This is a genomic window from Streptomyces sp. A012304 (assembly GCF_026008495.1).
Taxonomy (GTDB): domain Bacteria; phylum Actinomycetota; class Actinomycetes; order Streptomycetales; family Streptomycetaceae; genus Streptomyces.
Genome location: NZ_BQUN01000099.1, coordinates 51,848 through 65,571, shown reverse-complemented (window position 1 = coordinate 65,571; position 13,724 = coordinate 51,848). Strand labels below are relative to the sequence as shown.

The following is a 13,724-nucleotide window of genomic DNA, read 5'->3' as shown; positions in this document are numbered from 1 at the left end:
GCGCCGACCTGTCCCGCACGGTCGGCTGGTTCACCAGCCTCTACCCGGTCGCCGTCGACCCCGGAGCCCACGACACCGACGAGCTGTGGACCGGCGGGCCCGCCCTCGGCGCGGCGTTCAAGGCGGTCAAGGAGCAGCTGCGGGCGATCCCCGACAAGGGCATCGGCTACGGCCTGCTGCGCCACCTCAACCCGGACACCGCTCCCGAGCTGACCGGCCGCCCCGAGCCGCAGATCGGCTTCAACTACCTCGGCCGGATGGGCGCCGCGGACAACGCCGAGCAGGCCGCCGCCGACACCGTGCGGGTACGCGACCTCACCGGCGCGGGCGACGCCGGCATGCCCCTCGGCTACACCCTGGAACTCAACGCCGCCACCGTCGACCACCCCGACGGCCCCCGGCTGACCGCCTCCTGGACCTGGTCCGGGGAACTGCTCACCGAGGCGGAGGTCCGGGAGATCGCCCGGCTGTGGTTCGCCGCGCTCCAGGCCCTCACCGCGCACGCCGAGCGGCCCGGCGCGGGCGGCCTCACCCCCTCCGACCTGCCCCTGGTGAACGTCACCCAGGCGGAGATCGACCGGCTCGCCGCGGCCCCCGGCGGACTCGCCGACCTGCTGTCGCTGTCGCCGCTCCAGCGCGGCCTGCACTTCCACGGCCTGTACGACGACACCGTCTCCGACGTCTACACCATCCAGTCCGCGCTGGCCCTGGACGGCCCGGTGGACGCCGCGGCCCTGCGCCGCTCGGCCGAGGAAGTGCTGCGCCGCCACGACAACCTGCGGGCCTGCTTCCTCACCGACGCCGCCGGCGAACCCCTCCAGGTCGTGCCCGCCGAGGCCGAACTGCCCTGGACGGACGTCGACCTGAGCCACCTGACCGGCGCCGACCGGGACGAGGAGCTGGCCCGGCTGCTCGCCGCCGACCGCGGCCGCCGCTTCGACCTCGGCACCCCGCCGCTGCTGCGCTGCACCCTGGTCCGGCTGGACGAGCAGCACCACCGCTTCGTCCTGACCGTCCACCACATTGCCCTGGACGGCTGGTCGCTGCCCCTGGTCGTCGGCGAGCTGTTCGAGCTGTACGCCAACGGTGGCGACCCGGCGCAGCTGCCGCCGGTCGTGCCGTACAAGGACTACCTGACCTGGCTCGCCGCCCAGGACCGCACGGCCTCCGAGGACGCCTGGCGCACCGCGCTGGCCGGCCTCGACGAGCCGACGCTGATCGCGGCCGACGCGGCGGACCGCGACCCGGTCGCCCCCGAGCGGCTCCAGGTCGAGCTGCCCGAGCCGCTCGTCGAAACCCTGGTGGGCCGGGCCCGCGCGCACGGCCTGACCGTCAACACCCTGGTGCAGGGCGCGTGGGGCGTCGTCCTCGGCGCGCTCACCGGCCGCGAGGACGTCGTCTTCGGCGCCACCGTCTCCGGCCGCCCGCCGGAGCTGCCCGGCGTGGAGAAGATGGTCGGCCTGTTCATCAACACGCTGCCGGCGCGGATCACACTCCGCCGCGACGACTCGCTGCTCACCCTGCTGTCCCGGACCCAGACCCAGCAGTCGGGGCTGCTCGCCCACCAGCACCTGGGCCTGGCCGACGTGCAGCGGCTCGCCGGGGTCGGTGAACTCTTCGACACCGTGCTGGTGTTCGAGAACTACCCGGTCGACTTCGAGACGCTGGAGAGCTCCGCCCAGGAACTCGGCGTCGTCGACGCCCAGGTGCACGACGCCATGCACTACCCGGTGGCGCTGAGCGTCGCCCTGCGCGGCACCCGGATGAGCATGACCTGGCAGTACCGCCCCGACCTGTTCACCCGCGCCGACATCGAGGCCGCCGGCGACCGCGTGCTGCGGGTGCTGGAGACCTTCGTCACCGACCCCGCCCGCCCGCTCGCCGCCCTGGAGCTGGTCTCGGCGGCGGAGCGGACCGCCATGACCGCCCCGGGCGGCGCTCCCGCGCGCCCCGCCACCTTCCCGGAGATGTTCGCCGCCCGGGTCGCCGCCACCCCCGACGCCCTCGCCGTCGACGCGCCCGGCCTGCGGCTCGGCTACGCCGAACTGGACGAGCGGGCCAACCGCTTGGCACGGCTGCTGATCGCGCAGGGCGCCGGGCCGGAGCGGACCGTGGCACTGGTCCTCGGCCGCTCGGTGGAGTCCGTGATCGCCCAGCTCGCCGTCCTCAAGACGGGCGCCGCCTACCTGCCGGTCGACCCCGAGTACCCGGCGGACCGCATCGCGTTCATGTTCGACGACGCCCGCCCCAGCGCGGTCCTGACCACCTCCGCCCACCGGGCCGCCGTGCCCGAGGGCGCCGCGCCGCACATCACCGTCCTCGACGACGCGGACGTCGCCGCGCGCCTCGCGGCCCTGCCCGCCGCCGCCCCCGCCGACGCCGACCGCCTGGCCCCGCTGCGCCCGCAGCACCCGGCGTACGTCATCTACACCTCCGGCTCCACCGGCGTCCCCAAGGGTGTCGTCGTCACCCACACGGGGCTCGCCGACTTCGCGGCGGCCGAGCACGAGCGGCTCGACGTCACCCCGGACAGCCGCGTCCTGCAGTTCGCCTCGCCGAGCTTCGACGCCTCCGTGCTGGAGCTGTGCGCCGCCCTGTTGGCGGGCGCCACGCTGGTGGTGCCCGAACCGGGGCCGCTGGCCGGCGAACCGCTGACCGAGACCCTGACCGGCCGCGGGGTGACGCATCTGCAGATCCCGCCCGCCGTCCTCGCCACCGTCCCGCCCGAGGCGGTACCGGGTCTGCGCACCGTGTCCGTCGGCGGCGACACCGTCTCCGCCGAACTCGCCGACGCCTTCAGCCCGGGCCGGCGCTTCGTCGTCGCCTACGGCCCCACCGAGGCGACCGTCGCCACCACCTTCTCCGAGCCGGTCGCCCCCGGCACCGGCACCCCCTCCATCGGCCGGCCCGTACCGGGCACCCGCGCCTACGTCCTGGACGCCTCGCTGCGGCTGGTGCCGCCGGGCGTGCCCGGCGAGCTGTACCTCGCGGGCGGCTCGCTGGCCCGCGGCTACCTGCGCCGCGCCGCGCTCACCTCCGAGCGGTTCGTCGCCGACCCGTTCGGCCCGCCCGGCACGCGCATGTACCGCACCGGCGACGTGGTGCGCCGCCGCGCCGACGGCGGCCTGGACTTCGTCGGCCGCGACGACCTCCAGGTCAAGATCCGCGGTGTGCGGATCGAACTCGGCGAGATCCAGGCCGCCCTGGCCGGGCACGCCGACGTCGAACGGGCCGTGGTCGTCGTCCACGAGGCACCGCCCGGCGTCAAGCGCCTGGTCGCCTACGTCGTCGGCGCGGACGGCCGCACGCCCGACCCGGACGCGCTGGCCGCGCACGTCGCCGCCGCGCTGCCCGCGCACATGGTGCCCGCGCTGTTCGTCGCCCTCGACGAGCTGCCGCTGACCGTCAACGGCAAACTCGACCGCAAGGCGCTGCCCGAGCCGGAGATCGCGCCCGCCGAACCGTCCCGGGAGCCGGTGGACGACACCGAGGCGACGCTGTGCGCGCTGTTCGCGGAGGTCCTCGGCCTGGAACGGGTCGACGTGGCGGAGAGTTTCTTCGCCGCCGGCGGCGACAGCATCAGCTCCATCCAGCTGGTCGGCCGCGCCCGCCGCGCCGGATTCTCCTTCAGCCCCCGTGACGTGTTCGTCCACCGCACCCCGCAGGCCCTCGCCGAACTCGTGCGCGGCCGCCAGGAGGAGGACGAGGGGGCGGCGAGCGCCCCGGCCGAGCCGTCCGACGGGATCGGCGACGTGCCGCTCACCCCGATCGTCCACTGGATCCGGGAACGCGGCGGCTCCATCGACCAGTTCAACCAGACGATGTCGCTGCCCGTCCCGCCCGGCACCGACGCCGACACCGTCACCGCCGCCGTGCAGGCGGTCCTCGACCACCACGACGCGCTGCGCATGACGCTGTCCCGGCTCGGCCCGGACTTCGGCTGGTCGCTGGAGGTCGCCCCGCCCGGCTCCGTACGCGCCGAGGACTGCGTGCACCGGGTCGACGTCGCCGCCCTGCTCGCCGCCGGGCTCGGCGAGGCCGAACTGGACGCCCGCGCGGTCGCGGAGACCACCGCGGCCCAGTCCCGGCTCGACCCCGAGGCCGGTGCGATGGTGCGGTGCGTCTGGTTCGACGCCGGGGCCGACACCCCCGGCACGCTCACCGTCGTCGCGCACCACCTGGTCGTCGACGGCGTCTCCTGGCGCATCCTGCTGCCCGACCTGGAGGCCGCCCTCACCGCGCTGCGGGCCGGCCGCACCATCGCCCTGGAGCCCGTCGGCACCTCCTTCCGCAGCTGGGCCAAGCAGCTGACCGAGATCGCGGCCCAGCCGGAACGGATGCGGGAACTCGCCCTGTGGCGGGGTGTCCTGGACGGCCCCGACCCGCTGCTCACCGCGCGCCCGCTGGACGCCACGCGGGACACCTTCGGCACCGCCGCGCAGCTGACCCTGCGCCTGCCCGCCGAGTACACCCGGCCGCTCCTCGGCCGCGTCCCCGCCCTGTTCCACGCCGGGATCAACGACGTCCTGCTGACCGCGCTCGCCCTGGCCGTCGCCGACTGGCGCCGCCGCACCGGCCGCGGCACCGGCACGGACGTCCTGATCGACCTGGAGGGACACGGCCGCGAGGAGATCGCCGACGGCGTCGACCTCTCCCGCACCGTCGGCTGGTTCACCAGCCTCCACCCGCTGCGCCTCGACCCCGGCGACCTGCCGCGGGAAGAGCTGTGGTCGGGCGGACCGGCCGCCGGCCGGGCGCTCAAGAGCGTCAAGGAACAACTGCGCGCCCTGCCCGACCACGGCATCGGCTACGGGCTGCTGCGCCATCTCAACCCGCAGACCGCCCAGGTCCTCGGCCGCTACCCGCAGCCCCAGATCGGCTTCAACTACCTCGGCCGGCTCGGCAACGCCGAGGAGCCCGCCACCGAGCAGGCGGAGGTCAACAGGGACCTGTCCGGGGTGGCCGAGGCCGCCATGCCGCTGCCGCACTCCCTGGACCTCACCGCCACCGCCGTCACCTACCCCGACGGACCCCGGCTGACCGCCACCTGGATCTGGGCCGGGGAGCTGTTCTCCGACGACGACGTCCGCGACCTCGCACAGAGCTGGTTCCGCGCCCTGCGGGCCCTGGTCGAGCACGCCGAGTCGGCCACGACGACGGGCGGCCTCAGCCCCTCCGACCTCAGCCTGGTCACCCTCGACCAGGACGAGATCGACCGCCTGGAGACGGCCACCGCAGGCCTCGTCGACGTCCTGCCGCTCTCCCCGCTCCAGGAGGGACTGCTCTTCCACGGGCTCTACGACGAGCGCGGCTCCGACATCTACACCACCCTGTTCGCCTTCGACCTGCGCGGCCCGCTGGAGCCGGCCGGGCTGCGCGAGGCCGCCGCCGCGCTGCTGCGCCGGCACGACAACCTGCGCGCGGCCTTCCGCCCCGGCGCCTCCGGCCAGTCCCTCCAGGTCATCCCGCGCGACGTCGAGGTGCCCTGGCACGAGGTGGACCTCGCCGGCCTGGACACCGAGACCCGCGAGCGGGAACTGCGGCGGCTGACCGCCGAGGCGACCGCCGAACGGTTCGACCCGCGCACCCCGCCGCTGCTGCGCTTCACCCTGGTGCGCACCGCGCCCGAGCAGCACCGGCTGCTGCTGGCCAGCCACCACATCCTGTTCGACGGCTGGTCCGGGCCCGTCCTGATCGGCGAGCTGTTCGAGCTGTACCGCAACGGCGCGGACACCGCCGCGCTGCCGCCGGTCACCCCGTACAAGGAGTACCTCGCCTGGCTCGCCGGCCAGGACCGCGCCGCCGCCGAGAACGCCTGGCGCGACGCGCTCGCCGGGGTCGACGAGCCGACCCTGGTCGCGCCCGCCGACCCGGCCCGCGAGCCGCTGCGTCCCCGGGTGCACGAGCTGACGCTGTCCGCGTCGGCCACCGCCGGCCTCACCGCCGCCGCCCGCCGGCACGGCGTCACCAAGAACACCGTCGTCCAGGCCGCGTGGGGCCTGCTCCTGGCCGGGCTCACCGGCCGTGACGACGTGCTGTTCGGGGAGACCGTCAACGGCCGCCCCGCCGAACTGCCCGGCGTGGAGACCATGGTGGGCCTGTTCATCAACACCCTGCCGGTGCGGGTGCGCGTCGAGCGCGGCGACACCCTGCTCGACGTGGTCACCCGGCTCCAGGAGCAGCAGTACGGGCTGCTGCCGCACAAGTACCTCGGCCTGACCGACATCCAGCGCCTCACCGGCACCCAGGCACTGTTCGACACGTCCACCGAGTTCAGCAACTACCCGGTCGACGCGGAGAACCTGGAGGAGACCGCCGAGGGGCTCGGCGTCGTCGACGCCCGTATCGAGGACGGCACCCACTACCCGCTCGCGCTCGGCGCCTCCGACAACGGGGCCGCCGTCACCCTGCGGATCGACTACCGGCCCGACCTGTTCGACGACGACACCGCCCACGCCCTCGGCGACCGGCTGCGCGGCCTGCTGGAGGCCTTCGCCGCCGACCCCGCCCGCCGCGTCGACTCCCTGGAGACGCTGACCGCCGCCGAGCGCCACACCCTCCTCGTGGAGTGGAACGACACCGCGCACGTCGTGCCCCGCGGCGCGGTGCCCGACCTGCTGCGGGCCCAGGCCGGGCGTACCCCCGACGCCCCGGCCGTCGTCTTCGGCGACCTGCGCCTGGACTACCGGGAACTGGACGAGCGCTCCGACCGGCTCGCCGGCCGGCTGGCCGCCGCCGGCGTCGGCCCCGAGACCCCGGTCGCGGTGCTGATGGAGCGCTCCGCCGACCTCCCGGTGGCCCTGCTCGCCGTCCTCAAGGCGGGCGGCGCGTACGTGCCGCTGCGCGAGCGCGACCCGCTGCCCCGGCTGCGGCACGTCGTGACCGACACCGGCGCGCCGGTCGTCGTCACCGACGGCGCCCTGGCCGACCGGGCGGCGGGCCTCGGCGTCACCGTCATCGGCGCGCACGAGGACGCGCCGGGCACCGCGCCCACCCGCGCCGTCCTGCCCGGCCAGCTGGCCTACGTGATGTACACCTCGGGCTCGACCGGAGTGCCCAAGGGCGTGGAGATCACCCACCGCGACATCGTCGAACTGGCCCTGGACCGGCGCTGGCGGGGCGGCGCGCACCAGCGGGTGCTGCTGCACTCCCCGACCGCGTTCGACGCCTCCACCTACGAGCTGTGGGTGCCACTGCTGAACGGCGGCACGGTCGTCGTCGCCCCGCCCGCCGACCTCGACGTGGCCGGCCTCGACCGGCTGCTCACCGGCCACGACGTGACCGCGCTGTGGCTGACCGCCGGGCTGTTCCGCCTGGTCGCCGAGGAGGCGCCGGGCGGCCTGGCGGGCGTGCGCGAGGTGTGGACCGGCGGCGACGCCGTCCCCGCCGCCGCCGTGCGCCGGGTACGCGAGGCCTGCCCCGACACCGTCGTGGTGGACGGCTACGGGCCCACCGAGACGACCACCTTCGCGCTGTCCCACGCCGTCGCCGTCGGCACGCCCGTCCCGGCCCGGATACCGATCGGCCGGCCGCTGGACAACATGCGCGTGTACGTCCTGGACGGCGCCCTGCGCCCGGTCCCGGTCGGGGTCGTCGGCGAGCTGTACATCGGCGGCGCCGGACTGGCCCGCGGCTACACCGGACGGCCGGGCCAGACCGCGGAGCGGTTCGTGGCCGACCCGTTCGGCCCGGCCGGCTCCCGGCTGTACCGCACCGGCGACCTGGCCCGCTGGACCGGCGAGGGCGTCGTGGAGTTCGCCGGCCGCGTCGACGAGCAGGTCAAGCTGCGCGGCTTCCGCATCGAACCCGGCGAGATCGAGGACCGCCTCGCCCGCCACCCGGCCGTCGCCCAGGCCGCCGTCGTCGTCCGCGAGGACCGGCCCGGCGACAAACGCCTGGTCGGCTATGTGGTCGCCGCCGCGCCCGTGGAGCCGGGGGAGCTGAAGGAGCACCTCGGCGCCGAACTGCCGGACTACATGGTGCCGTCGGCGCTGGTCCTCCTCGACGCGCTGCCGCTGACCGGCAACGGCAAGGTCGACCGCGCGGCCCTGCCCGCGCCCACCGCGCAGGCCTCCGCCGAGCGCCGCGCCCCGCGCGACGAGCGCGAGGAGACGCTGTGCGCCCTGTTCGCCGACGTCCTCGGCGTGCCGGAGATCGGCATCGACGACGGCTTCTTCGACCTGGGCGGCCACTCCCTGCTGGCCACCCGGCTGGTCAACCGCATCCGGGGCGCGCTCGACGTCGAAGTGCCGGTGCGCGCCGTGTTCGAAGCCCCGACGCCCGCGCAGCTCGCCGCCCGCCTCACCGACGTCGAGACGGCCCGGCTGCGCCTCGCCCCGGTCGAGCGGCCCGCCCGGATCCCGCTCTCCTCCCAGCAGCGCAGGCTGTGGTTCATCGACTCGATGGAGGACACGGCCGGCACGTACAACATCCAGCTGGCCGTGCGGCTGCTCGGCGACCTGGACCCCGCGGCCCTGGAGGCGGCCCTGGCCGACGTGGTGGAACGCCACGAGAGCCTGCGGACCGTCTTCCCCGCCGAGAACGGCGCCCCGCGCCAGCGGGTCCTCACCGCGGGCGAGTTCACGCTCGCCCTGGAGACCGGCACGGTCACGGAGGAACAGCTGGACGACGCCCTGGCCGCGTCGTCGGCGACCGCGTTCGACCTGGCCGCCGACCTCCCGCTGCGGGCCCGCCTGCTGCGGCTGGCCCCACGCGAACACGTGCTGGACCTGGTCCTGCACCACATCGCGGCGGACGGCTCCTCCCTGGCCCCGCTCGCCCGCGACCTCGGCACCGCCTACGCGGCCCGGCGGGCGGGCGAGGCGCCCGAGTCCGCGCCGCTGCCGGTGCAGTACGCCGACTACGCCCTGTGGCAGCGGCGCGTCCTCGGTGACGAGGACGACCCGGACAGCCCGTTCGGACGGCAGCTGCGCCACTGGCGCACCGCGCTGGCCGCGCTGCCCGAGGAGCTGGAGCTGCCGCTCGACCGGCCGCGCTCCGCCGAGGCGGGCAGCCACGGCGGGCGGGTCCCGCTGGAGCTGCCCGACGCGGTGGCCGAGGGAGTGCACCGGCTGGCCGCGGAGAGCGGCGCGAGCCTGTTCATGGTGCTGCACGCCGCCGTGGCGGCCCTGCTGCACCGGCTCGGCGCCGGCACCGACATCCCGGTGGGCACCGTGGTCGCCGGCCGCGGCGACGAGTCCCTCGACGAACTGGTGGGCTTCTTCGTCAACACCCTGGTCCTGCGCACCGACCTGACCGGCGCCCCCGGCTTCCGGGAGCTGGTCGACCGGGTGCGCGCGGCCGACCTGGCCGCCCTCAGCCACCAGGACGTCCCCTTCGAACGGCTGGTCGAGGAGCTCAACCCGCCGCGGGTGCTCGGCCGCAACCCGCTCTTCCAGGTGGCGATCAGCCTGGAGAACAACGAGGAGGCCCGCCTCGAACTGCCCGGCCTCACCCTGGCACCGCAGCCGACGTCGGCCGACATCGCCAAGTTCGACCTGTCGTTCGCCTTCGGGGAGGTGCCCCGGGAGAACGGGCCGAGCGGCATCGGCGGCGAACTCGAGTACAACAGCGCGCTGTTCGACCGCGACACCGCCCGGTCGTTCGCGGACCGCCTGGTGCGGCTGCTCACCGAAGCGGTCGCGGACCCCGACCGCGGCGTCGCCGACCTCGACCTGCTCGCCCCGGACGAGCGCGCGCTGCTGGCCGAGGTCAACGACACCGACCGGGACCTGCCGGACGGGACGCTGGTGTCGCTGTTCGAGGCCCGCGCGGCCGAACGGCCCGACGCCCCGGCGGTCACCGCGGGCGCCGTCACCCTCCGCTACGCCGACCTGGACGCGCGGGCCGACCGGCTCGCCCGCCGCCTCGCGGACGCGGGCGTCGCCCCCGGCGACCGGGTGGCGATCCTCCAGGAACGCTCGATCGACCTGGTGGTCTCCACGCTCGCCGTCCTCAAGGCCGGCGCGGCCTACGTCCCGCTCGACGTGCGCTACCCGGTGTCCCGCCTGGAGCACATCGTCGAGGAGACGGGCTGCGCGGTGCTGCTGACCGACGAGGCGCTGGCCGGCGTGGAGTTCCGGCACACCGCCCGGGTCCTGCGCGCCGACGCCGGCACCGATCCCGCCGCCGGGGCGCCCGCCGGGCCGTCGGGGCGCGCCCCGCACCCCGACCAGCTGGCGTACATCATGTACACCTCCGGATCGACCGGGCAGCCCAAGGGCATCGGGATCACCCACGCCAACGTGGTCGCGCTGGCCTGCGACACCCGCTGGCGGACCGGTCACGAGCGGGTGCTGATGCACTCGCCGCACGCCTTCGACGCCTCGACGTACGAGATCTGGGCGACGCTGCTGGGCGGCGGGGAGCTGGTCGTGGCGCCGCCCGGACAGCTGGACGCGGCCGGACTGCGCGGGATCGCCGAACGGCGGCGCCTGACCGCGGTGTTCATGACCACGGCGCTGTTCAACCTGCTCGCCGAGGAGGACCCGGCCTGCTTCGCGCCGCTCAGCGAGATCTGGACCGGCGGCGAGCAGGTCTCCCCGGCCGCGTTCCAACGTGTCCTGGACGCCTGCCCCGACACCGCCGTCGTGCACGTCTACGGCCCGACCGAGACCACGGTCTACGCCACCTGCCTGCCGCTGCGCGCCCCGTACCGCACGGGCCGCAACGTCCCGATCGGCCGGCCGATGGACGGCATGCGCGCCTACGTCCTGGACGACCGGCTGCGGCCCGTCCCGCTCGGCGTGCCGGGCGAGCTGTACCTGGCCGGCACGGGCACCGCCCGCGGCTACGTCCGCCGGCCCGGCATGACCGCGGAACGCTTCGTCGCCGACCCCTTCGGGCCGGCCGGGCAGCGGATGTACCGCACCGGCGACGTGGTGCGCTGGGACCGCGAGGGGCAGATCGAGTTCGTCGGGCGCGCCGACCACCAGGTCAAGATCCGCGGCCTGCGGATCGAGCTCGGCGAGATCGAGACGGTCCTCCAGGACCAGCCGCAGGTCTCCCGCAGTCTGGTGACGGTCCGGGAGGACCGGCCCGGCAGCAAGCAGCTGGTGGCGTACGTCGTGCCGGTGCCCGGCGCGGACACCGCGGGCCTGCGCGAGCAGGTGGCGCGGCGACTGCCCGACTACATGGTCCCGGCCGCCTTCGTCGCGCTCGCCGAGCTGCCGCTCAACGCCAACGACAAGGTCGACCGGGCGGCGCTGCCCGCCCCGGACTTCGGCCCCTCGGCCGCGGGCCGTGGTCCGCGCAACCCGCGCGAGGAACTGCTGTGCCGGCTGTGGGCGGAGCTTTTGAAGCTGGACCGGGTGGGCATCGACGACAACTTCTTCGAGCTCGGCGGCGACAGCATCGTCTCCCTCCAGCTCACCAGCCGGATCCGCGCCGTCTTCGGGGTGGAGCTGTCCAACCGGGCGGTGTTCCAGGCGCCGACGGTGGCGTCCCTGATGGAGCTGATGGGCGCGGGCGGCGGGGCGGACGACTCCTTCGAGGTGGTCCTCACTCTCCGCGAGGGCCGGGACGCCGCCCCGCTGTTCTGCCTGCACCCGGTGGGCGGCGTCAGCTGGATGTACTCCGGCCTGCTGCGGTACGTCGACGGCGCCCACCCGGTGTACGGCATCCAGGCCCGGGGCCTGGCCCGCGACGAGCCGCTGCCGCGCTCGGTGCCGGAGATGGCGGACGACTACGTGGCACGGATCCGTGAGGTCCAGCCGTCCGGCCCCTACCACCTCCTGGGCTGGTCCATGGGAGCGATCCTCGCCCACGAGGTCGCCGTCCGCCTCCAGGAGCAGGGGCAGGAGGTGGCCCTGCTCGCCAACCTCGACCAGGTGCCGATGAGCGCCGAGGACCTGGACGGCGAGTACACGGCGGCCGACGAGCAGAAGGTCCTGCTGGCCCTGCTGGACTTCGTCGGACGCGACCCGGGGATGTTCGGGGACGGCCCGCTGCGGCACGCGGAGGTCATGGCGGTGCTGCGCGAGGAGGGCAGCGCGCTGGCCACCTTCGACGAGGAGCAGATCCTGCGGATCGGCGCCGTCAACAACAACAACTGGGACCTGACGATCGGTCACGAGCCCGGCGTGTTCGACGGTGACGTCCTGCTGTTCGTCGCCACCCGGGACGAGGACCACCCGCAGGACAAGACCGAACGCTCGGTGACCCGGCTCAGCCGCTTCGTCACCGGGAACGTGGAGGTCCTGGAGATCGACTGCGAGCACCGGCAGCTGCTCCAGGCCGGTCCGGTCGAGGAGATCGGCCGGGCCCTGAACGACCGGCTCGCCGGGCGCTGACCCGCCCGCACCACCGGGCCCGGCTCCGCACCAGCGCCACCGGAGCCGGGCCCGCGTGCTGCCCGGGCCGCCCCCGGCGGGCGGCCCAGGATCTGCCGATCGGCAGATGTGGCGGAGGACCCCCGCGAGCCATGCTGAATGCGCAACGACCGAAGGAGGCAGGCGCCATGACACGGGTGGAGAACGCGCCCTTACGACAAGCGGCTCTCGTCGAGGCCCACGTGCACCGGCGGCACGACAGGCCGGCGCGGATCGGCTGGGCGGCCGTCGTCGCGCTGCTCGCCTACGGCCTGGCCCACGTGTACTGGGCCCTGGGCGGCTCGGGCTTCCCGTTCGGCGCCGACGACGCCAATCCGGAGTACTCGGCCTTCGAGCACGTCGGCCGCGAGCAGCTCGCGCCCTGGGTGGCGGCCGGGTTCCTGCTCAGCGCCGCGGTCGCGGTGCTGCTGGCCCTGCCCGGCCGGCGCCGGATCCCGACCCCGGTGCTGCTGGGCGCGACGGGCCTCTCGGTCGCCGCGGTCCTCGGCGCGATCGCCGACTTCCGCATCCTGGGCAACCTCGCCTACGTCTTCATGCTGAAGTTCAGCGCCATCAACTGGACCGTGATCAACCAGGTGTTCGCGGTCACCGCCGTCGGCCTCATGACGATGTCGGCCGTCGTCTACCAGCGGCGCACCACCGGCGCCTGCGTCACCTGCGGGCGCGCCGACTCCGGGGCCGGCTGGACCGAGCCGGAATCCGCCGCCCGCTGGGGCCGCAGGGCCGCCTACATCGCGGTCGCCGTGCCGCTGGTGTACGCCAGCACCCGGTGGGCGTGGGCCCTCGGCTACCCGCTCGGGATCTCCGACAAGATGTGGGAGGAGGGCAAGGAGGACAACCTCTGGCTGTTCGGCGCCGCGCTCGCCACCATGGGCGCCCTCGGCTCGCTGCTCACCCTCGGCCTGGTGCAGCGCTGGGGCGAGGTGTTCCCGCGCTGGATGATCGGACTGCGTGGCAAGCGAGTGCCGCCGGCCCTGGCGATCGTGCCCGCCTCGCTGGTCTCCGTCCTCGTCACCACCGCCGGGATCATGTACATCCGGCTGCACTTCCAGGGCGCCTTCGACGACCCGAAGGAGAACTGGGGCGCCACCGTCCCGGAGACCATCTGGCCGGTGTGGGGCCTGGCCCTGGCGGCGGCCACGCTCGCCTACTACTTCCGGCGGCGCGGCGCGTGCAAGAGCTGCGGCCGGGGCGCGCGGCCGGCCGCCGCGACCACCGGTTCGGTCCCCGCTTCGAATTCGTCGAAGCGTCCTTGAGGGCCCGCCGTCCCGCCCCTTCAATGAGGTGGGACGGCCCCCGTCCGGACGCTGTCGCTCCCTCCGAACCCCGCTGCCTCCCAGACCGGCGGCTTCGGGCCCGTCATCCCCCGCCGGGTCCGGAGCCGCCTTTTTCCGT

The 13,724-nt window shown here is 75.0% G+C and carries 2 protein-coding genes; both read left to right on the top strand.

Annotated features, from left to right (window positions below; genetic code table 11):
* Positions 1-12,290: non-ribosomal peptide synthetase (locus ALMP_RS25170; RefSeq protein ID WP_264932071.1), on the top strand; the 12,290-nt coding region annotated here is incomplete at its 5' end.
* Positions 12,291-12,457: 167 nt separating this feature from the next.
* Positions 12,458-13,585, top strand: a complete 1,128-nt coding sequence (locus ALMP_RS25165) for a DUF3995 domain-containing protein (protein WP_264932069.1) — start codon at positions 12,458-12,460, stop codon at positions 13,583-13,585.
* Positions 13,586-13,724: the final 139 nt, after the last annotated feature.

Excerpts from the sequence above, each read along its gene's own strand:
- ALMP_RS25165 (WP_264932069.1), top strand. The coding sequence starts at position 12,458 with ATGACACGGGTGGAGAACGCGCCCTTACGACAAGCGGCTCTCGTCGAG.